The 20,026-nt window shown below is 67.2% G+C and carries 19 protein-coding genes; 6 read left to right on the top strand and 13 right to left on the bottom strand.

Translation table 11 applies throughout. The annotated features are described in order from the left end of the window. Window positions 1-22 precede the first annotated feature (22 nt). Window positions 23-1,990 carry a DNA topoisomerase IV subunit B gene (gene parE / locus HNW77_RS14840; protein WP_241694504.1) on the top strand — a complete coding sequence of 656 codons (1,968 nt, stop codon included), beginning with the start codon at window positions 23-25 and terminating at the stop codon, window positions 1,988-1,990. A gap of 115 nt (window positions 1,991-2,105) precedes the next feature. On the opposite strand, the gene HNW77_RS14835 is transcribed toward parE, so the two are convergent. The 12 genes from HNW77_RS14835 to HNW77_RS14780 form a co-directional block, all read right to left on the bottom strand. Continuing rightward, the gene (locus HNW77_RS14835) at window positions 2,106-3,641 is read right to left on the bottom strand and encodes an NADH-quinone oxidoreductase subunit M (protein ID WP_187353275.1); all 1,536 of its coding nucleotides are present in this window, start codon (window positions 3,639-3,641) and stop codon (window positions 2,106-2,108) included. 134 nt (window positions 3,642-3,775) lie between these two features. Then, a complete protein-coding gene (gene mutL / locus HNW77_RS14830; RefSeq protein WP_172158665.1) occupies window positions 3,776-5,641 on the bottom strand; it encodes a DNA mismatch repair endonuclease MutL in 1,866 nt (621 codons plus the stop codon). 58 nt (window positions 5,642-5,699) lie between these two features. Further along, window positions 5,700-6,188 (bottom strand): DUF3035 domain-containing protein, encoded by a 489-nt coding sequence (locus HNW77_RS14825; RefSeq protein ID WP_172158668.1) that lies wholly within the window; start codon window positions 6,186-6,188, stop codon window positions 5,700-5,702. 94 nt (window positions 6,189-6,282) lie between these two features. Continuing rightward, entirely contained in the window at window positions 6,283-6,756 is a 474-nt protein-coding gene (gene lspA / locus HNW77_RS14820) for a signal peptidase II (protein ID WP_172158663.1), read from the bottom strand. A gap of 5 nt (window positions 6,757-6,761) precedes the next feature. Beyond that, a complete protein-coding gene (gene ileS, locus HNW77_RS14815; protein ID WP_172158661.1) occupies window positions 6,762-9,635 on the bottom strand; it encodes an isoleucine--tRNA ligase in 2,874 nt (957 codons plus the stop codon). A gap of 111 nt (window positions 9,636-9,746) precedes the next feature. Next, complete coding sequence (locus tag HNW77_RS14810; protein ID WP_172158660.1) at window positions 9,747-10,706, bottom strand: bifunctional riboflavin kinase/FAD synthetase; 960 nt, start codon at window positions 10,704-10,706, stop codon at window positions 9,747-9,749. After that, window positions 10,703-11,419: an acireductone synthase gene (mtnC, locus tag HNW77_RS14805; RefSeq protein WP_172158658.1), complete on the bottom strand. Its 717-nt coding sequence runs from the start codon at window positions 11,417-11,419 to the stop codon at window positions 10,703-10,705. The genes HNW77_RS14810 and mtnC overlap by 4 nt, the downstream gene beginning before the upstream one ends. A 24-nt stretch (window positions 11,420-11,443) precedes the next feature. Then, window positions 11,444-11,986, bottom strand: coding sequence for a 1,2-dihydroxy-3-keto-5-methylthiopentene dioxygenase (locus HNW77_RS14800; RefSeq protein ID WP_172158656.1), 543 nt, complete (start codon window positions 11,984-11,986; stop codon window positions 11,444-11,446). Then, a complete protein-coding gene (locus HNW77_RS14795; protein WP_172158655.1) occupies window positions 11,983-12,606 on the bottom strand; it encodes a methylthioribulose 1-phosphate dehydratase in 624 nt (207 codons plus the stop codon). The genes HNW77_RS14800 and HNW77_RS14795 overlap by 4 nt, the downstream gene beginning before the upstream one ends. A gap of 38 nt (window positions 12,607-12,644) precedes the next feature. After that, the gene (locus tag HNW77_RS14790; RefSeq protein ID WP_172158654.1) at window positions 12,645-12,890 is read right to left on the bottom strand and encodes a twin-arginine translocase TatA/TatE family subunit; all 246 of its coding nucleotides are present in this window, start codon (window positions 12,888-12,890) and stop codon (window positions 12,645-12,647) included. 129 nt (window positions 12,891-13,019) lie between these two features. Then, window positions 13,020-13,481, bottom strand: a complete 462-nt coding sequence (locus HNW77_RS14785) for a CHAP domain-containing protein (protein ID WP_172158652.1) — start codon at window positions 13,479-13,481, stop codon at window positions 13,020-13,022. Beyond that, window positions 13,478-14,119 carry a regulatory protein RecX gene (locus tag HNW77_RS14780; protein WP_172158651.1) on the bottom strand — a complete coding sequence of 214 codons (642 nt, stop codon included), beginning with the start codon at window positions 14,117-14,119 and terminating at the stop codon, window positions 13,478-13,480. Before HNW77_RS14780 ends, HNW77_RS14785 begins: the two co-directional genes overlap by 4 nt. 271 nt (window positions 14,120-14,390) lie before the next feature. On the opposite strand from HNW77_RS14780, the gene HNW77_RS14775 reads away from it, so the two are divergent. The 5 genes from HNW77_RS14775 to HNW77_RS14755 all read left to right on the top strand — a co-directional run bounded on the left by HNW77_RS14775 (window position 14,391) and on the right by HNW77_RS14755 (window position 18,920). After that, window positions 14,391-15,596 carry an aspartate aminotransferase family protein gene (locus HNW77_RS14775; RefSeq protein ID WP_172158649.1) on the top strand — a complete coding sequence of 402 codons (1,206 nt, stop codon included), beginning with the start codon at window positions 14,391-14,393 and terminating at the stop codon, window positions 15,594-15,596. Beyond that, the gene (argF, locus tag HNW77_RS14770) at window positions 15,593-16,579 is read left to right on the top strand and encodes an ornithine carbamoyltransferase (RefSeq protein ID WP_172158648.1); all 987 of its coding nucleotides are present in this window, start codon (window positions 15,593-15,595) and stop codon (window positions 16,577-16,579) included. The genes HNW77_RS14775 and argF overlap by 4 nt, the downstream gene beginning before the upstream one ends. Continuing rightward, window positions 16,576-16,896, top strand: coding sequence for a hypothetical protein (locus HNW77_RS14765; RefSeq protein WP_172158646.1), 321 nt, complete (start codon window positions 16,576-16,578; stop codon window positions 16,894-16,896). Before argF ends, HNW77_RS14765 begins: the two co-directional genes overlap by 4 nt. A gap of 33 nt (window positions 16,897-16,929) precedes the next feature. Beyond that, window positions 16,930-17,910: an Hsp33 family molecular chaperone HslO gene (gene hslO, locus HNW77_RS14760; protein WP_172158645.1), complete on the top strand. Its 981-nt coding sequence runs from the start codon at window positions 16,930-16,932 to the stop codon at window positions 17,908-17,910. A gap of 92 nt (window positions 17,911-18,002) precedes the next feature. Further along, window positions 18,003-18,920 carry a hypothetical protein gene (locus HNW77_RS14755; protein WP_172158644.1) on the top strand — a complete coding sequence of 306 codons (918 nt, stop codon included), beginning with the start codon at window positions 18,003-18,005 and terminating at the stop codon, window positions 18,918-18,920. Window positions 18,921-19,030: 110 nt separating this feature from the next. On the opposite strand, the gene HNW77_RS14750 is transcribed toward HNW77_RS14755, so the two are convergent. Further along, a partial coding sequence (locus HNW77_RS14750) for a protein-disulfide reductase DsbD family protein (protein WP_172158643.1) occupies window positions 19,031-20,026 on the bottom strand: 996 nt, incomplete at its 5' end.

Raw genomic sequence — 20,026 nt, 5'->3', positions numbered from 1 at the left:
GCACAAGGTTCCCCCCGCCGCCATGCCAGACCCCGCAAAAAACGGTCCCGATTCCTATGATGCCAGCGCCATCGAGGTGCTGGAAGGACTCGAACCCGTGCGCCGGCGGCCGGGCATGTATATCGGCGGCACGGACGAGACGGCGTATCATCACCTCGCCTCCGAGATCCTTGATAACGCGATGGACGAGGCCGTAGCCGGCCACGCCACCACCATCGATGTAACCCTCGAGGCCGGTGACTACCTGACCATCCGCGATAACGGGCGCGGGATTCCGGTGGATGCGCATCCGCGCTTTCCCGACCGTTCGGCGCTGGAAGTGATCCTGACCACGCTGCATGCGGGCGGCAAGTTCTCGGGCAAGGCCTATGCCACCTCGGGCGGGCTGCACGGGGTTGGCTCATCGGTGGTCAACGCGCTGGCATCGCGCATGGAAGTCGAGATCGCGCGCGATCGCGCCCTGTGGCGGCAGGTCTATGAGCGTGGTCGCCCGCTGGCAGGCGTGGAAAAGGTCGGCCCGGTCAATAACCGGCGCGGCACCCAGATCCGTTTCACGCCGGACCCCGAGATTTTCGGGCGGCTGCATTTCTCGCCCGCGCGGCTGTACCGGCTGTGCCGCTCCAAGGCGTTCCTGTTCCGTGGCGTGACCATCCGCTGGTCGTGTGATCCCGCGCTCATCAAGGACCATGACATCCCCGCCGAGGCGGTGCTGCACTTCCCCGGCGGCCTGGCTGACAGCCTGCGCGATGAACTCGGCGAGAAAGCCGCCCTGCTGACCGACCTGTGGGCCGGTGATGCCGACCTGCCCACCGGCCCCGATGGGGCGGATACGGGGCGCATGGAATGGGCCATCGCCTTCCTTGAGCAGGGGCCTGCGGCGCTGGCCTCATACTGCAACACCATTCCCACCCCCAATGGCGGCACGCACGAGACCGGGTTTCGCAACGCGCTGGTCAAGGGCCTGCGCAACTGGGGCGAGCAGCGCGCCAACAAGCGCGCGGCCAACATCACCGCCGATGACATCATGGGCTGCATCGCCGCCAAGCTGTCGGTGTTCATCCGCGACCCGCAGTTCCAGGGCCAGACCAAGGAGAAGCTGACCAGCAGCGAGGCCAGCAAGCTGGTCGAGACCGCCCTGCGCGACCGTTTTGACCACTGGCTGGCGGGCAACCCGCCGCAGGCCGACAACCTGCTGGCCTTTGTGGTCGAACGCGCGGAAGAGCGCCTGCGCCGCAAGGAGCAGAAGGACACCCCGCGCAAAAGTGCCACCCGCCGCCTGCGCCTGCCCGGCAAGCTGACCGACTGCACGCGCGAGAACGCGGCCGAGACCGAGATCTTCCTCGTCGAGGGCGATTCGGCCGGTGGCTCCGCCAAGCAGGCCCGCAACCGCGAGACGCAGGCCGTGCTGCCACTGCGCGGCAAGATCCTGAACGTGGCCAGCGCCTCGAATGAAAAGCTGCGTGGCAACCAGGAACTGCGCGACCTGGTCGAGGCACTGGGTTGCGGCACGGGCGAGCGCTTTGACGCCAGCAAGCTGCGCTATGGCCGCATCATCATCATGACCGATGCCGATGTGGATGGCGCGCATATCGCCTCCCTGCTCATGACATTCTTCTACCGCGAACTGCCCGGCCTGATCCGGGACGGGCACCTCTACCTGGCCCAGCCACCGCTCTACCGCCTGACGCAGGGCAGCAGGAGCGTGTACGCGATGGATGACGCTGACCGCGAGCGCAAGCTGAAGAAAGTGTTCAAACCCAACAGCAAGGTCGAGGTCTCGCGCTTCAAGGGCCTGGGTGAAATGCCACCCGCCGACCTCAAGCAGACCACCATGGACCCCAAGCACCGCACGCTGCTCAAGGTCATCACCCCGCCCGAGGACCGGGCCTTTACGCTCGAGCGCGTGGAACACCTGATGGGCCGCAAGGCGGAACTGCGCTTTCGCTTCATTCAGGAACACGCCAATCAGGTCGATAACCTCGACGTATGAAAAAACCCGGCCCCCAGATGGGGCCGGGCTTTAAAAGCAGACGTTTTTGGTGAAGCTTTTTTCAAAAAGCTTCAGAAGAACGCCGCCTTGTAAAAAAGGCGGCGCCCCGAAACCTTTATCCCGCCACATGCGTGATCTGCGTGGGCTCGACTGCCGCCACGGTGGCCAGCGGGTGCAGCAGGTAAGTCACGGCGGGGTCGAACACGCGCAGGAACGAGTTGGGGTGCACCCCCATCCACAGCGTGACGATGGCCAGCGGCACCAGCACGGCAAGCTCCTGCCCCGTCAGGTCGCGCAGCAGGGCTACGATGCCGCCCCGGTCCGCGCCAAACAGCACGCGGCGGTAGAGCACCAGCATATAGACCGCCCCCAGGATCATGCTCGTGCCGCCGAGGAAGGCCAGCCAGAACGAGACATGCAGCGCACCGACCATGACCAGGAACTCACCCACGAACGCGCCCGTGCCCGGCAGGCCGATATTGGCCATGACAAACAGCATGGCCAGCGTGGCCAGCACTGGCATCTTGTGCGCAACACCCGAGAAGGCACTGATCTCGCGCGTTTCCGCCCGCCACGACACGGCGGAGACACAGAAGAACAGCGCCGCGATCACGATGCCATGCGACAGCATCTGGAAAATCGCGCCGTCAATCCCCTCGGGTGTCAGCGTAAACAGCCCGATGGCGATCACCCCCATATGCGAGAACGAGGAATAGGCGATCACGCGCTTCATGTCAGTCTGCGCCAGTGCGATGATGGCGGCATAGATCACCGCAATCACGCCCAGCGTCAGCACCACGGGGGCGAACAGCCGCGCTGCATCGGGGAACATCATCACCCCAAAGCGCAGCAGACCGTACGCACCCGCCTTTGACAGCACGCCAGAGAGCATGACCGAGGCCGGGGTTGGGGCCTCCGTATAGGCATCGGGCAGCCACGCATGCAGCGGGAACAACGGCAGCTTGACGCCAAAGGCAATGATGAAGCCCGCCAGCAGCCAGCACTGCATGCCATGGCCAAAGCCATGATGCTGCAGGGCCACGATGTCGGTAGTGCCGGTGGCGTTCCACATGGCCAGCAGTGCCAGCAGCATGAACAGCGAACCGCCAAAGGTGAACAGGAAGAACTGCAGCGAGGCCCAGACCCGGCGCGGGCCGCCCCATATGCCAATCATCAGGCTGGCGGGCAGCAGCGTTGCTTCATAGAACACATAGAACAGCACCAGATCGAGCGCCGAGAACAGGCCGACCAGCGTGGTTTCGAGCACCAGCATGGCCACCATGTAGTCGCGCACCCGCCCCGTGACCTGCCGCCACCCGCCAATGATGGCCAGCGGCGTGAGGAAGGCGGAAAGCAGCACGAACATGAGGCTGATGCCATCAACCCCCACATGGTAGGAGATGCCCGCGCCACTGGCCCAGCCGACCTGCTGCTCGAACGCAATGCCGGGCCGCATGGGGTTGAACTCCGCCCACATGACCACGGCCAGCACGAACACGATGCCGCTGGTCCACAACGCCACCCAGCGCGCGGCGGTCTCGATGGTCTGGGCCGTGCCGCGCGTGAGCAGGATGGCCGCAGCCCCCACAAGGGGCAGATACGTAACTAGGGAGAGCAGGATCGGATGCACATTCGGTCTCACATCATCCATGAATGATGCGCTGACCCTAGGAGCGTTGGCGGCACGGAATCCAGCCACGCCCCGCTCACATTATGCAGAGGACTCCCGGCAGGCCACTGGCGTCGCGCCCCGGCCCCATGCCGTTTCAGCCCCTGGCGCGGGGCCTAGCGGCGGCCGAACATCCGCTCCAGATCAGCCTTTTCCAGCTTCAGCCAGGTGGGGCGGCCATGCGAGCAGGTGCCCGCGCGCGGCGTGCGTTCCATGTCGCGCAGCAGGGCGTTCATTTCCTCGTGTGTGAGCCTGCGGCCCGCCCGCACGCTGCCGTGGCAGGCCATGCGCGCAATGATCGCATCCATGCGGCTGTCCAGCGCATCGGCCTGCGCGGGGGTGGCAAGTTCGTCGGCTTCGAGTTCCTCGGCCAGGTCGCGCAGCATGGCGGCCGGGTTTTGCTTGCCCAGCAGCGCAGGCAGGGCGCGTACCAGCACGGACGTGCCGCCAAACGGCTCGATCTCGATGCCCAGCCGGGCCAGTGCTGCGGCAAAGGGCAGCAGCACGTCCACCTGCCGGGCGGGCAGGTCCACCACCTCGGGCAGCAGGAGTCGCTGCGCGCGGATCTCGCCGCCAAGATACTGCGCGCGCAGGATTTCATGCGTCAGGCGCTCATGGGCGGCGTGCTGGTCCACCAGCACCAGCGCGCCATCGGCTGTCTGTGACAGGATATAGGTGCCCAGCACCTGCGCCACCGCGGCCCCGAGCGGATGGGCCATGGCCGCCGTGGTATCCGCATGCTCGAGCATGGCGTCCGGCACCGCCTTGCGGGCGGCAGGCAGGGCCGCAAGCGGCAGCGACGACTCGGCAAAGCCGGGGGACAGGCCCGGATCGGCGGGCGGGAGAGGCGCCAGCGGGGCGGCCACGCGGGTGGACAGATCCGCCGCATCCGGGCTGCGCTCGGGCGGATACCAGATCCGCGCCGGTGATGGTCCGCGCGACTGGAGCAGGTCGGGCCGCACGCCCGCAACCCCCGCCCCGGTGCCAAGGGCGCGGCCCAGCGCGCCAATGACCAGCGCGCGCACCGCAGCCGAGTCGGCATAGCGCAGTTCGGTCTTGGCGGGGTGCACGTTCACGTCCACCTGCTCGGGCGGAATTTCAAGCGACAGCGCCACCACCGCATGCCGCCCGTGCTCCATCACGTTGCGATAGGCCACGCGCACCGCCGTGCGCAGCACGGGATCGACCACCGGCCGCCCGTTGACCAGCAGCATCTGCCCGTTGGCCGTGGCCCGGTGCACCGAGGGCGCGCAGATATAGCCGCTCAGCTTCAGGTCGCCCCGCTGGCCTTCAACCAGGAGCAGGCCATCGGCCTGACCGGCCTCGAGAATGGCCGCGACCCGGGCGGCGCGGTCCTGCGCGGGCAGGTCAAGCACCACGCGCTGGTCAAATTCCAGCCGGAACGCCACATGCGGGGCGGAGAGCGCGAGCCTGCGCACCACGTTCTCGGCATGGCTGGATTCAACGCGGGGGCTTTTGAGGAATTTGCGCCGCGCGGGTGTGGCAAAGAACAGATCCTCCACCAGCACGCGGGTGCCCGCAGGCCCGGCACAGGGTTCGGGCGGACTGACCGCGCCGCCTTCCACCCGGATGGACCACGCCGAATCCGACCCGCGTTGCCGCGACATGACCGTAAGCCGCGCCGCAGCGCCGATGGAAGGCAGTGCCTCGCCCCGGAAGCCAAGGGTGGAAATGCGCACCAGCGTCTCGTCACGCAGCTTGGAGGTACAGTGCCGCTCAACCGCCAGGCACAGATCATCAGGCGACATGCCGCAGCCGTCATCAGTTACCTCGATGCGGTCGATCCCGCCGCGATCAAGACGGATGCCGATGCGTCGCGCGCCCGAATCCAGCGCGTTTTCCACCAGTTCCTTCAGAGCCGCCGCCGGGCGCTCGATCACCTCGCCCGCGGCAATGCGATTGACCACCTGCTCCGACAGGCGACGGATGACCGGCAGTTCAGGCGTGGAAGACGTATTCATGCGGATAAACCGGCAGTTGGGGCAGCATAACGGGGCCGCCCGTGCAAGATGCCAGCCCTTATTTGGCGGGGCCGCTTACGGTGGGCGTTGCCCCCTGGGTCAGGTTACGGCCAAGGGCCGAATCCTCGCGCAGGCGGGCATTTTCCGCCGTGCCATTGACCAGGTTCCCCGCCCCGCCGCCATGCCAGAACATCAGCTTGTCCACAAAGCCGGTATCGGCGCGGCCCATCTCGCCCTTGTCGGGCTCGTTCGCGGCTTCCTGCGCTTCGCCCACAAGGGCGGTCTGCCCCGCGCTGCCCGGGCCATCAGCGCCCTGCAGCGCCACGTTGGGCGAGAGGGTCTCAAGCGCCTGCATGCGCGGGTTGGTGTCCTGTGCGCGCTGGATCGCATTGCTGTTGGGCGCGCCGAGTTCATCCGATGGCGGCATGGACAGCGGCGCGCGGGTGGTGACGGTGTATTCGTCGGGCAGGCTGCGCTCAAGCCCGAAAGCGCGCGACACATCGGCACCCGTGCACCCCGAGAGCATGAAGCCGCTCGAGACAAGCAATGCACAGGAAAGGGGTCTGAGAGCTGAAATCGCCATATCTCGCCTATTACCGTTAGTGGAACGGTTCGGCAAGCATGTGCACGCCGCGCCCCCCCTAGTTTGCATCGCGATCACGCAGGTTGTCGATGATCAGGATCGCGACGCCACAATCTATCAGCGCATCGGCAATGTTGAACACCGGCCATGACCAGCCATAGGCATGCGCATGGATGAAATCGACCACCGCGCCAAAACGCAGCCGGTCGATCACGTTGCCAATCGCCCCCCCCATGACCAGGCCCAGCGCCACCGCCACCCAGCGCCGCCGGGTGCGCGCCATCCATACCCCCAGCCCCGCCACGATCAGCAGCGCCGCGACCGAGAAGATGATGCGCCCGGCCGAACCCGCGCCCCCCAGCATGCCGAAGGTGATGGCGTGGTTCCACACCATGGTCAGGTTCAGGCCGGGCAGCACCGGCACGCTTTCACGCGCCGGCAGGTCATAGATGTTGAGGATCCAGTATTTGCTGGCCTGATCGGCCACCAGCGCGCCGAGCAGGCAGGCAGCGCCCAGAACGCGGTTGTTCATCGCGGCTATGCCTTGCCCTGCACCACATCGACACAGCGCAGGCACAGCTCGGGGTGGGTGGCGTCGCGCCCCACTTCTTCAAGCACCTTCCAGCAGCGCGCACATTTATGCCCCGTGGCCACGCTGATGGTAGGAATGCCGTGGGGCGTGCCCTCCTGCGCCTCGTCCTCGCCCAGATAGATCGAGCCGCTGCCCGCCACCACGCTCACATCCGCCTGCGAGACAATGCTCAGTTCCGCCCAGTCAACACCCGCAAACCGCGCGGCTTCCGCCTCGGACAGCGGCAGTTCAAGCGCTGCCTGCAGCGAGGACTTGACCAGCCCGTCGCGCCGCGCGGTCTCGATCTCGGTGGTGATGACGCGGCGCACGGCACGCAGCATGGCCCAGCGCTCGCCCAGTTCGGGGTCGTTCCACTCGGTGGGCAGGTCCTCGAACGCCTGCAGATGCACGCTCTCGGTATTGCCGGGGCGGGCCAGCCAGGCTTCCTCCGCCGTAAACACCAGCACCGGGGCCAGCCACGCGCACAGGTTGCGGTGCAGGTGGTCGAGCACCGTGCGGGCCGCGCGGCGCTTGAGGCTGTGGGGGCCATCGCAGTAGATGGTGTCCTTGCGCACGTCGAAGTAGAAGGCCGAGAGGTCAGCCGCGCAGAAGCCATGCAGCGCGGGGTACACGCCCACCCATTCATGCGTTTCCACCGCGCGGGCCACGAGGCCACCGAGTTCGGTCATGCGGTGCAGCACCCAGCGCTCAAGCTCGGGCAGTTCGGCGTAGGGCACGCGCTCGGCCTCGGTAAAGCCGTCAAGCGCGCCGAGCAGCCAGCGCAGCGTGTTGCGCAGGCGGCGATAAAGCTCGCCCTGCTGCTTGAGGATTTCCTTGCCGATGCGCAGGTCCTCGTTGGTGTCCGAGTTCATGACCCACAGGCGCAGGATATCGGCGCCAAGGCTGTCATTGACATCCTGCGGGGCAATGACATTGCCCAGCGACTTCGACATCTTGCGGCCCTGCTCATCGAGCACGAAGCCATTGGTCACCAGCGCCTTGTAGGGTGCGATGCCGCGCGTGCCGACACTCTCGAGCAGCGAGGACTGGAACCAGCCGCGATGCTGGTCCGAGCCTTCAAGATACAGGTCGGCGGGGAACGGCATGTCGCCATGGCCGAGCACGAAGGCATGGGTCGAGCCGCTCTCGAACCACACATCCACGATGTCGAACACCTGCTCGTAATCGTCGGGATTGCGGCCTTCGCCCAGAAAGCGCGCGGCAGGCGAGCTGTACCACGCATCTGCCCCCTCCGCGCGGAAAGCGGCGACGACGCGCTCCATCACGTCTTTATCGCGCAGTACCTCGCCGGTGCGCTTTTCCACGAACACGGCAATGGGCACGCCCCAGGCGCGCTGGCGGCTGATGCACCAGTCGGGCCGGCCGGCGACCATGGAGGTCAGGCGGTTACGCGCCTGCGCGGGCACGAAGGTCACGTTCTCAAGCGCTGCCAGCGCACGGTCGCGCAGGTGGCCTTCGCCATCCATGCGAATGAACCATTGCGGGGTGGCGCGAAAGATGATCGGCGCGCGCGAGCGCCAGGAATGCGGGTAGGAATGCACCAGCACCGCCCGCGCCACCAGCCCGCACGGCGCGGTGCCAGCACTCACGGCACGCTGCATGGCCTCAAGCAGGGCCTCGCACACCGGCTCGGCGGCCTTGAACACATGGCCACCGGCAAAAAGCGGCACGTAGTCGGCGTAGCGGCCATCATCCATCACCAGTTCGGTGATCTCGAGGCCATAGGCGCGGCCAAGGTTGAAGTCGTCCTCGCCATGCGCGGGAGCCGTGTGCACAAGGCCCGTGCCCGCCTCGGTCGTGACATGCGCGCCGGGCAGCAGCGGCACATCAAAATCATAGCCCTGCCCGCGCAGCGGATGGGCACAGATCGCGCCTTCCAGCGCGCTGCCCGGCAGGGTGTAGAGAACATGGTGGGCGGTGATCCCGGCAGCCTCGCAGAACGGCGCGATCAGGTCCTCGGCCACCAGCACTTTTGCCTCGGGCTCCAGCGTCGCGTTCTCGCTCACGCCATCCACCCGCACCACGGCGTAGGTGATGTCCGGGCCATAGGCGATGGCGCGGTTGGCGGGGATGGTCCATGGCGTGGTGGTCCAGATCACGGCGGCCACGTCTTCAAGCGCCCTGGCGGGCGTGGGGTCGGTCACGAAGGGGAAGGCCACGTGGATGGCGGTGGATTCGTGGTCGCGGTATTCGATCTCGGCCTCGGCCAGGGCGGTCTTTTCAACCGGGCTCCACATGACCGGGCGCAGGCCACGGTACAGCAGGCCGTTGAGCAGGAACTTGCCGATCTCGCCCGCAATCGCCGCCTCTGATGAGAAATCCATGGTGGCGTAGCGGTTCGCCCACTCCGCCTGCACGCCCAGCCTGCGGAACTCGGCTGCCTGCGTATCGAGCCATTTCTGGGCATAGGCACGGCACTCGGCGCGGAACTGCAGCACGGGCACGCTGTCCTTGTCCTGCCCGCGCTTGCGGTATTCCTCCTCGATCTTCCATTCGATCGGCAGGCCGTGGCAGTCCCAGCCGGGCACGTAATGGATGCCGTAGCCCGCCATGCGGTGGGCGCGGTTGATCACGTCCTTGAGGATCTTGTTCAGCGCGTGGCCGATATGCAGGTGGCCATTGGCATAGGGCGGGCCATCATGGAGCATGAACACGTCACGCCCTTTCGCCTGCTCGAACAGGCGCGCATCGAGCTTTTCACCGTCCCACCCTGCCAGAATCTCGGGTTCCCGCCGGGGCAGGTTGCCGCGCATGGGGAAGGAGGTCGTCGGCAGGAAGACCGTCTCCCGGTAGAGATCCTGTGGTTTTGACTCGGACATGGCCTGTTCTGTTCTTCTGGCAGGGGAAAGTTCAGCAAGCCCCGGGACGCGCGACATCAGCGGATGCAGCATCAGGGGGCGCAACCTTATGGGTGCGGCGGCGCGGCGCGGTCAAGCCTTGGCGGGTGGGCTGGCGGCCTGGTGCGCGGCCAGCCACGCGCTGGCCTGCGCGGAATCACGCGCGATCTGCGCCTTGAGCGCATCGAGCCCCTCAAACCGGCGCTCGGCGCGCAGCAGCGTATGCAGCGCGACCGACAGGGTCTGGCCATACAGGTCGCCATCAAAGCCGAGCAGATGCACTTCCAGCCGGCTTTCCTGCCCGTCATTGATGGTGGGCCTGCGGCCGATATTGGCAACGCCGGGGCAGACCCGGCCATCGGCCAGGCGCACGCTCACGGCATAGACCCCGCGCGCGGGCTCGAGATGGCGGCCAAGGGCGATGTTGGCGGTGGGGAAGCCCAGCAGGCGGCCGCGCTTGTCGCCATGCTGCACCACGCCGCGAATCGACCATGGCCGCCCGAGTTCCTCCGCCGCGCGCTCGGGGTAGCCATCCTGCAGCAGCCTGCGGATGCGGCTTGAGGAATACGGCCCCAGCGAATCGGAAAGTGGCGGCACCACCGTCAGCCCGATGCCCAGCGCCTCGGTCTGCCCGGCCAGGAAATCGACATTGCCCTGCCTGCGGTGGCCAAAGGCGAAGTCCATGCCGCAGGCGACATGGCGCAGGCCAAGCCCTTCATGCAGCACGCGGGTGACGAAATGCGCGGCACTCATGGCGCTGAATTCGGGGTCGAACCCGATCTGGAATACATGCTTCACCCCCAGGGCGGCCAGTGCCGCAAAGCGCTCCTCGGGCAGGGTGAGGCGAAAGGGCGGGTCCTGCGGGCGGAACAGTTCGCGCGGGTGCGGCTCAAAGGTCACCACGGCCAGTTCGCGCTCGGGGCGGGCGGCATGCAGCGCATGGACCAGATGGGCATGGCCCAGATGCACGCCATCAAAATTGCCCAGCGCCGCCACGCATCCGCGCGCGCTATCGGGGGTATGGCGCCAGTCGGTATGCAGCCGCGCCTTCATGCCACCTCCGGGTGCGGCAGGCCGAAACGCTGCGCCACTTCCGCCAGCGAGCCTGCCACCGGGTGCGTGGTGCCGGGCTGGGTGCCATCCTGCGCATGCACGATCTGGCAGGTGCGCAGGCCAGCCTGTGCCGCCGCATCAAGCTCGGCCACCACATCGGACAGGAACAGCACGTCGCCTGCCTGCCATTGCGCCGCATCAAGGATGCGGCGATAGCTTTCGGCCTCGCGCTTGCCGCCCATCTGCAGGTCGTAGAACCCCACGAACACGCTGCTCAGGTCGCCTTCGGTCGTATGGCCATAAATCAGCTTCTGCGCCGCGACCGAGCCGGAGGAATAGACCGCAAGCGAAAGCCCCGCCGCCGCCCAGCAGCGCAGGACGGGCACCACGTCGGGGTAGAGGGTGGCCTTGAGCGCGCCCTCGGCATAGCCCTGCGCCCAGACCATGCCCTGCAGCGCCTTGAGTGGCGCCACCTTGGCATCGGCATCCATCCACGCCTCAAGCTGGCGCAGGGGGGGCACGCCGGGGGCAAGGCGCGCGATCTCTTCTACCTGGGCCTTTACCGCGGGGTCATCCGCGTGGTTGCGCAGCAGGGCGGGCAACGCCTTGCGGGCATAGGGGAACAGGGTCGCATGGACGAAGGAAACCGGTATGGTCGTCCCCTCGATATCCAGCAGCACCGCGCGTACTGGCGGCTGCGTGGCCTGGGTCACGGTCTTGTTCTCCTTCGGGGCCGTTCACGCTTCGGCGGGAAAGCGGGCTGCGATGTCACTGCCGGTATAGCGCGCGATCCAGCCATCGGGGTTGGTGAAGATGCGCAGCGTCACGAAATCGGGCGTCTCGCCGCCATCAAACCAGTGCGGCGTGCCCGCAGGCACCGAGATCAGGTCGCCCGCCGTGCAGCGCACGTCATACACGCGGCCTTTCACATGCAGGATGAAATCACCCTGCCCGTGCACGAAAAACCGCACCTCGTCCTCGCCATGGGTGTGCTCGGACAGGTATTTGCGCCGCGCCTCCGCCCAGCCCTGCGTCTCGGGGCCAACACGCAGCACATCGGCGGAACCGGCCCCCGTCTCGCCCATCAACTGGTCGAGATAGGGGCGGTAGGCGGCCAGCACCTCGGCCTCGGGGGCCGCGCGGTCGGGCGTGACCGGGCTGTTCCACCGCTCGAAGCGCACGCCGATGGGTGCGAGTTCGGATGCGATGCGGGCGGGGTCGGTGAGGTGGATGATGGGCGTGCCGGGATTGTTGTCGGCAAAAACGTTCAGGCGGCTCATGGGAGCTTCCTTTTTTCCAGTTCGCAGGCAAGCAGGAACTCGAGCCCTTCGAGCCGCGCAAGGGCCATGTCCATGTCCGCCCCCCACACATACACCCCGTGGCCACGGATGATGTAGCCCGCGCACATGCCGGCCAGATGCGGGGCCACCACGCGCGCGAGGCGGGCGATGTCCTGGTCGTTGTCGAATATGGGCACATGCACGCGCGCGGCATGCGTGTCCTGCCCGGCAAAGACCTTCTGCACCTCGTAGCCTTCAAGCACCAGCGCATCGCCACCTGCCATCGACAGCACGGTGGAGGCGACGGAATGCCCATGCAGCACGGCGCCTGCCGCCGGGTCATGCGCATAGACCTGGCAGTGCAGCAATGTCTCGGCGCTGGGCCGGTCGCCCTGGGCAAGCGGGCGGCCCTGCGCATCGACGCAGATCACCCCGTCAGGCCCGAGCAGCCCCTTGTGGCCACCCGAGCGCGTGATGGCGAGATTGCCATCAGGCAGGCGGATGCTGATATTGCCCGCCGTGGCGGGCACCCAGCCAAGGCGGTCCATGCGCTGGCCCGCGGCGATGATCCGCTCCACCGCGCGGCAATAGGCCCCTGCGGGAAAAACTGCCTGCGCCATGATCTAGCGCAGCCCGCCCGCGCAGTCGGAAAACCGCATCATTTCACGTTATTGGTGGAAGGCTGCGGCGCTTCGGTAAAGGAGGCGTCCTTTTCCTTGCCCGGCCCCTGGATGTGGCCGGAGGCCACAGGCTCGTGCGGCTCGTCATCAGCCATGTTCTTCTTGAACGACTTGATCCCGCGCGCCATGTCACCCATGAGCGAACTGATCTTGCCGCCGCCGCCAAACAGTACCAGCACGACTGCCAGTACGATCAGCCAATGTCCCCAGCTCAAGCTACCCATCGCATCCCTCGATCCGCGTCCATGACGCAAAATGCCGTGTTGGCCGCCCTCCCGTATGGAAGCGGCCTGCCCTCCCCGCCTATGTGAGGGGAGAGCGCACGATATGCAAGCACCCCTGCCCCACGTCACTCAGCCCCGTGGCAGGATGAACCCATAGGCAGGATAGACGGTTTTGCCCATGTCGTGAATGGGGGACCACCAGACCTTGACCCGCGACCAGTCATTACGGCCCGATACATCGACCACCGGCTCGCCATGGCCCACCCTTCCGGGCACCCAGTTGGCCTGGTCCACCAGCACCTCACGCGGGCCGCGCACCTGGCGCACGACAGAGACATGCCCGTCAGGCAGGCGGCCCGTCGCGCGGAACACCAGCACCGCCCCCACGCGGGGGGCATGCGTGCGGGGGTAATGCCCCTGCGCCTGCCCCCACCATGAGGCCGCATCGCCGCTCAACTGCACATGGGTCACCTGCCGCGCATAGGGCGCGCACTGCACCGCCCCGTGCCAGCCCTGCCCGCTGCCCCCGGCACATGCCGCAAGCGACAGGAGCGCAAGCCCCCCCGCGCCGCGCGCCAGCGCGCGCTTCACGCCATCCTCATACGCATGATCCTGTCCTCCGCCTCGTCACGGTCCATTTCCAGCGCCGTACGCGCCGTATCGCGCGCAAAGCCCGCGCGCGCCATGGCATCCATCGCGCGGCGCTGGCGCAGGGCGGCCTCGGCTTCATCCGCATCGGCGCGCAGGAACGGTCCCGCCCGGCGCTTGCGGATGAAGACGAGGGCGGCCGCCAGCTCCGTCTCGCGCCCCTCGCCATCACGCGCGCCCAGCGCTTCCTCCACCGCAATCCCTGCCGTCGCCTCATCCACGCCGCGCGCGCTCAGATGCGCTGCCACCATGCGGCGCGAGCGCCCGGCCCGCGCCAGCGATCGGGCGCGGAATTCGGCAAAACGGGCATCATCGACCGCCCCCAGCCCCTCCATGTCGGCCACGATGCGCGCGATCCGGTCGCGGGCGGGCTGCACGGCGCGGGCGGCCTCATCGGCATCCATCCCGCCATCAACCGCACGCAGCACCCAACGCTCGACATGCCGGGTCAGCACGCGCGTCACCCCCGCCCGCGTGGCCGAGAAACGGGCCAGGTAGGCCAGGGCGACCGCGCGCAGCGCGGCACCATCGGGCGCGGGGCTAGGCGGGCGGGGTGCGGAACGGGAAGGACGGGCCACCATAATGTACGCAGTGTGCCACAATCAGCCCCCGCGCGCCTATGGCCGTATGGCAGGCATGGCCCCAATGCGGGGTGGAAATGGCGCTGAAGGTTGCATTTCGGCCTGACGCGCCATATTCTTGCGCCTTTCCGGCACCGGGCGCGGATGGCGAAGCCCCCGCATGAGGACCGGAAAAAGCAGGAAGGAAAAGAAGCCCACCCCGAGCGGTGGGTTATTTTCGTTTCTGGACCATCATCCTTTTTTCTTTGAACCGAAATCGCAAGGCCATTCCATGATTTCCGCCCTGATGCCGAATTACAATCGCGCCGACCTCGCTTTCGAGCGTGGCGAAGGTGCCTGGCTGTACACGGCAGACGGGCGACGATTCCTTGATTTCGGCTCCGGCATCGCCACGTCCTCGGTCGGGCACAACAACCCGCATCTGGTGCAGGCCATAACGCAGCAGGCGCAGCGCGTCATGCATGTCTCCAACCTGTACCGCGTGCCGCAGGCGGAAAGGCTGGCCGAGCGGCTGGTGGCCAACAGCTTTGCCGACAGCGCCTTCTTCTGCAACTCGGGCGCTGAAGCCAACGAAGGCATGATCAAGATGATCCGCCGCGCGCAGGCCAAGTCCGGCCACCCCGAGCGCACGCGCATCATCTGCTTCAACGGCGCCTTCCACGGGCGCACGCTGGCAACCCTGTCGGCCACCGGCAACGCCAAATACCTCGATGGCTTCGGCCCGCGGGTGGAAGGCTTCGACCACGTACCGCTCAACAACATGAACGCCGTGCGCAACGCCATCGGCGCCGAGACGGCGGGCATCATGATCGAGCCGGTGCAGGGCGAAAGCGGCATCCATGCCGCCGACCCGCGCTTCATGCGTGAACTGCGGGCCGCGTGCGATGAATACGGCCTGTTCCTGGGCGTGGACGAGGTGCAGTGCGGCATGGGCCGGACCGGCCGCCTGTTCGCCTATGAATGGTCGGACATAACTCCTGACATCCTGTCCACCGCCAAGGGCATTGCGGGTGGCTTCCCCATGGGCGCGGTGCTGACCACCGAGACCATTGCAAAGCACATGACACCGGGCAGCCACGGCACCACCTTTGGCGGCAGCCCGCTGGCCTGCGCCGCCGCCAACGCGGTGCTCGACATCATCCTCGCCCCTGGCTTCCTTGAAGGCGTGCAGGCGCGGGCGGCACAGCTTGACGCAGGCTTCGACCGGCTGATCGCCACCCACCCCGACATCTTCACCGCCCATCGCGGGCTGGGGCTGCTGATTGGACTGAAGTGCAGGCCCGACGTGGCGCTGGTGCAGAACGCCGCCGTGGGCGAGGGCATGCTGTGCGTGACGGCGGGCGACAACGTGCTGCGCCTGCTCCCCCCCCTGACCGTGACCGAGGCCGACTGCGCCGCGGCCCTGTCCATGCTGGACCGGGCGGCGGCACGCGTGCGCGCCCACCTTGCGGCCACCAATGCGGAGACCGTGGCATGAACGCGCTACGCACCCCCACCCATGTCACGCCCCGGCATTTCCTTGACCTCAAGGACCTTGATGGCGGCACCCTGCGCGCCATCCTTGATGTGGCCAGCGGCATCAAGCGCATGCAGGACCACAGGGCGCGCCCCCTGCACCCCGCCCTGCCGCTGCGCGGCCGGGCGCTGGGGCTGATGCTCTCCAAACCCTCCACGCGCACGCGCGTCTCGTTTGAAGTGGGCATGCAGCAGCTTGGCGGCAACGTGGTGCTGCTTGCCCCCTCCGACATGCAGCTCGGGCGCGGCGAAAGCATTGCCGATACCGCCCGCGTGCTGTCGCGCTTTGTCGATGCCATCGTGCTGCGCACCGGCAGAACCGAGAACCTGCGCGAACTGGCGCGGTGGAGCAGCGTGCCGGTCATCAACGGCCTGACGCCGGATTCGCACCCGGTGCAGATCATGGCCGACATCATGACGTTCGAGGAACATCGCGGCCCGATCAGGGGCCGCACCCTGGCCTGGGTGGGCGATGGCAACAATGTCGCCACCTCCTTCATCGAGGCGGCCGCCCTGTTCGGCTTCAGCCTGCGGCTGGCAACGCCGCCCACCCATGCGCCATCCGCCACGGCGGTGGCCTGGGCACGCGAACATGGCGCCGACATCACGGTCACGACCGACCCGGTTGCCGCGGTCAAGGGGGCGGATGCAATCATTACCGATACCTGGGTCAGCATGTCCGACAAGGCATCCGACCAGCGGGTCAGCGCGTTCGAGCCCTACCGGGTTGATGCGGCGCTGATGGCGCATGCCGCCCCCGATGCCCTTTTCCTGCACTGCCTGCCTGCCCATATCGGGGAGGAAGTGACCGAAGACGTGTTTGAAGGCCCCCGCTCCGTCGTGTTCGATGAAGCGGAGAACCGCCTGCACGCGCAAAAGGGCATTCTGGTCTGGGCGCTGTGTGGCGCGGACTGGCAGCAATATGGAAAGGAACCCACCCCATGACCGGCCCCGCCGAACAGCCTGCCCTGCCCACCGGCACCGAAGACACGCCCGAGGTGCCCGGCTGGGCGGAAAAGAGCGCGCGCGACATTTTCGCGGCCCTGCCGGTGCAGGACGGGCGGCTTGACGCCATCCGCGATGCCTATCTGGACTGCCTGGCCGGGGCAGGCCGCACGCAGGATCTGGACATGGAGCATGACCGCTGCCGCCAGCAGGCCATCAGCGCCGTGCAGAACGCGGGCCTGCTGCCTGCCACAACGCTTGAAGACCTCGACCAGCGCCTTGAAGCGCTGGAGGCGGATATTACCGCCAACCTCTGATTTCCCAGCGCCCCGCTGCACTGGCGGGGCGTGATGCAGCGGGTTTGTGCCATGACCTCCAATATTTCCTCCCCCGCCTTTCTCGACACCAGCCGCCCCGACACGCCTGATCTGGTGGTGCCGCAGGGTGTCGTGCCGTTCTATCTCGATAACCGGCCCGTGCGTGGGCGCCTCGTGCGCCCGGGCGTGCTGACCGACACGCTGCTGACCCGCCACGACAACCCCGACTGCGTGCTCAGGCTGGCGGGCGAGGCGCTGGCGCTGGTCGCGGCCCTGGCCTCGGCGCTCAAGTTCCAGGGATCGTTCTCGCTCCAGGCCAAGGGGGATGGGCCGCTGGGCCTGCTGCTGGCCGACTGCACCGATGCGGGCGCGCTGCGCTTTCATGCCCGCTCCGATGACGAGGCGGTGGCCGAACTGCTCAAGGCCAATCCCAACCCCACGGCCGCCGACCTGCTGGGCAAGGGCTACATCGCCTTCAGCGTGGACCAGGGGCCTGATACCGACATCCATCAGGGTATTGTCGAGATCAGCGGGCAGAGCCTGTCGGAGATGGCGGCGCATTACTTCGCCACCTCCGAGCAGCATGCCTGCTGGGTCAAGCTGTTCTGTGACAAGACGGAAGCCGGCTGGCGCGCGGGCGCGCTGGTGATGGAAAAGATCGCCATGGGCGGCGGCATCGAATCCGACGCAACACCCGAGGAAGGCGATGATGCGTGGGAGACCGCCATCACGCTTGCCACAACACTCACCGCGCGCGAAGTGCTCGATGACAGGCTGGGCTCGGCCGACCTGCTGTACCGCCTGTTCCATGCCGAAGGGCTGATAACGGGCCAGCCCCGCGCGCTGGCCTTTGGCTGCCGCTGCTCACGCGCGCGGCTGTCGAGCCTGCTGGAAACCTTTCCGCTCGATGACCTCGACCACATGGCCAAGGACGGCACGATCACCATGAACTGCCAGTTCTGCAACCACGACTTCCATTTCCAGCGCAGCGAGATCAGCGGCAAGACCGCCTGACCGCCCCTATCCGCCCGGCGCGGGACATGGCACGATCACAATCCTGATCGACCGACCGCGCCACGTGCGCCAGCCGTTATCGGGATATATCCATGCGACCGAACCGTTCGCCGCTTAGCACCCTGTCGTTACGCCGCAGCCTGCGCGTGGTACTGGCCGCAGGCCTGCCCCTGATGGCGCTGACAGCCATCAGCGCGCCCGCCTACAGCCGCCACCATCATGATGAGCCGACCACCTTCGCCGGGCCGCAATATGGCGATGAGCCGCCGCTGAGCCTGAATGTGGCCACCATATCGGTGGTGGACCGGGGTGGGCCGGGACTGGTGCCGGGCGACCTGTCGGGCCGCGCGCCCAACCCGCCCGATGACCTGCTCAAGCAACTGGCGCATGACCGGCTGCTGGCCGCGGGCAGCGGGGGGAGCGGCACATTCACCATCGACCGCGTCTCCATCCTGCATGAGCCGGGCGGCATTCTTGACGGGCAGTTGAACGTGCATCTGGACGTGACCTCCGCCGATGGCCGCCGCACCGGCTATGCCGTAGCCCAGGTCACCCGCTCGTTCGACCCCAAGAAGAAGCACGGCAACAGCGACACGCCCGAGAACCTGAACACCCTGACCAACCTCATGCTGCAGGACATGAACCAGGAACTGGCAAGCCAGATCCGCACCAACCTGGGCAACTGGCTGGTTACGCCGCAGGCACCGGGCAGCGTGGCCGCCCAGCCCCTTGATGGCGATACGCCTGCCGTCACCACCACCCCCGCCAGCCCGGCCACAGGGGCTGAGACCATGACCATTGGCGGCGGCCCGACCGATGACCACCCGGAGGCCGCGACCACCCCGGCAGAGGCACCCGCACCCGCCCGGCCCAAGGCCATCCATGAGGAACCGGATGCGATTTTCCCGGAAGGGTATTCCTCCGAAGGCAGCGATACCGCAGCCCCGACCCCGCAACTGCGCTCCCCCCCGCCGGGCAACCTGAGCCTGCCGGGCAGCACGGGCCAGTAAGTCGGGAACACAGGTTTCCGGGCGCCGCCTTTTTTCAAAAAGGCGGCGTTGTTTCAAAGCTTTTTGAAAAAAGCTTTACCAAAAACTTTTCTCTGTTTTGCCTGCGCGGGTCATTTGTGGGTGGGCGCGGTCATGTCTAGAACGATGGCAGGTGTCAGGATTTCGGGCAGGATCACTTCCGCGCCGTGGGCGGGGTAATAGGCGTAGAACGGCACCCCGTCGCGCCCGTGGGCCTGTAGGAAGGCGGTGATCGCCGCATCGCGCAGGGTCCAGTCGCCTTTCATGTACACGATGCCACGCCTGGCAAAAGCGGCCTGCACGCTCTGGCTCGACAGGGCCACGCGCTCATTGACCAGGCATGAGATGCACCACGCCGCTGTCATGTCCACGAATACAGGCCGCCCCTGCCTGCGCAATTCGGCCAGGCGGGCGGGAGAATAGGCGGAACTGCCATCGGCCACGCGCACGCTGCCGCGCTCATGCAGCGTGGCGGGCGGCAGCACCGCACCACCGACAAAGGCCGCCAGCAGGCTCAGTGTCGCCACCGCGCGGTACAGCCCGGCTCGCCCCTCCATGGCATCGCGCAGGTCCAGATGGTTGGCGCGCCGCAGGCTCCAGCAGCCCACCGCCACCAGCACCAGCCCTGCGCCCAGCAGGGCAAGGGCATCCATGCCACCTTCCAGCTTCGCCACCCAGCCCAGCCACACGCAGGTGGCCAGCACCGGCAGGGCCAGCAGGTTGCGCACCGTTTCCATCCACTTGCCCGGCCTGGGCAGCCATGCCAGCAGGCCGGGCATGGCGGCGAGCACAAGGTAAGGCGCTGCCAGCCCCAGCCCGAGGGCGGCAAAGACCACCACCCCGATCACGGGCGAGGCCGCAAGGGCAGCGGCCACCGCCGCCCCCATGAACGGCGCGGTACATGGCGAGGCCAGTACCACCGCCAGCACCCCGGTCAGGAAATCACCCGCATGGGCAGGCAGGTTGCCCCCCACGCCCATCAGCCGCAGCCCGATGGTGAATACGCCCAGCAGGTTGAGGGCCACGGCAAACAGCAGCAGGCAGATGACGGTCACGAACCCCACGGACTGGAACTGAAACCCCCACCC

Origin of the sequence: Komagataeibacter melomenusus, assembly GCF_013155395.1 — a bacterium.
GTDB lineage: Bacteria > Pseudomonadota > Alphaproteobacteria > Acetobacterales > Acetobacteraceae > Komagataeibacter > Komagataeibacter melomenusus.
Note: the sequence above shows the minus strand (reverse complement) of the source record. Positions and strands in the feature narration are given on the sequence as shown.

Bases quoted from the DNA above. Each gene is read 5' to 3' on its own strand.
- parE (WP_241694504.1), top strand. From the start codon at position 23: ATGCCAGACCCCGCAAAAAACGGTCCCGATTCCTATGATGCCAGCGCC.
- HNW77_RS14835 (WP_187353275.1), bottom strand. From the start codon at position 3,641: ATGGATGATGTGAGACCGAATGTGCATCCGATCCTGCTCTCCCTAGTT.
- mutL (WP_172158665.1), bottom strand. From the start codon at position 5,641: ATGAATACGTCTTCCACGCCTGAACTGCCGGTCATCCGTCGCCTGTCG.
- lspA (WP_172158663.1), bottom strand. From the start codon at position 6,756: ATGAACAACCGCGTTCTGGGCGCTGCCTGCCTGCTCGGCGCGCTGGTG.
- ileS (WP_172158661.1), bottom strand. From the start codon at position 9,635: ATGTCCGAGTCAAAACCACAGGATCTCTACCGGGAGACGGTCTTCCTG.
- HNW77_RS14810 (WP_172158660.1), bottom strand. From the start codon at position 10,706: ATGAAGGCGCGGCTGCATACCGACTGGCGCCATACCCCCGATAGCGCG.
- HNW77_RS14800 (WP_172158656.1), bottom strand. From the start codon at position 11,986: ATGAGCCGCCTGAACGTTTTTGCCGACAACAATCCCGGCACGCCCATC.
- HNW77_RS14795 (WP_172158655.1), bottom strand. From the start codon at position 12,606: ATGGCGCAGGCAGTTTTTCCCGCAGGGGCCTATTGCCGCGCGGTGGAG.
- HNW77_RS14790 (WP_172158654.1), bottom strand. From the start codon at position 12,890: ATGGGTAGCTTGAGCTGGGGACATTGGCTGATCGTACTGGCAGTCGTG.
- HNW77_RS14780 (WP_172158651.1), bottom strand. From the start codon at position 14,119: ATGGTGGCCCGTCCTTCCCGTTCCGCACCCCGCCCGCCTAGCCCCGCG.
- HNW77_RS14775 (WP_172158649.1), top strand. From the start codon at position 14,391: ATGATTTCCGCCCTGATGCCGAATTACAATCGCGCCGACCTCGCTTTC.
- argF (WP_172158648.1), top strand. From the start codon at position 15,593: ATGAACGCGCTACGCACCCCCACCCATGTCACGCCCCGGCATTTCCTT.
- HNW77_RS14765 (WP_172158646.1), top strand. From the start codon at position 16,576: ATGACCGGCCCCGCCGAACAGCCTGCCCTGCCCACCGGCACCGAAGAC.
- hslO (WP_172158645.1), top strand. From the start codon at position 16,930: ATGCAGCGGGTTTGTGCCATGACCTCCAATATTTCCTCCCCCGCCTTT.
- HNW77_RS14755 (WP_172158644.1), top strand. From the start codon at position 18,003: ATGCGACCGAACCGTTCGCCGCTTAGCACCCTGTCGTTACGCCGCAGC.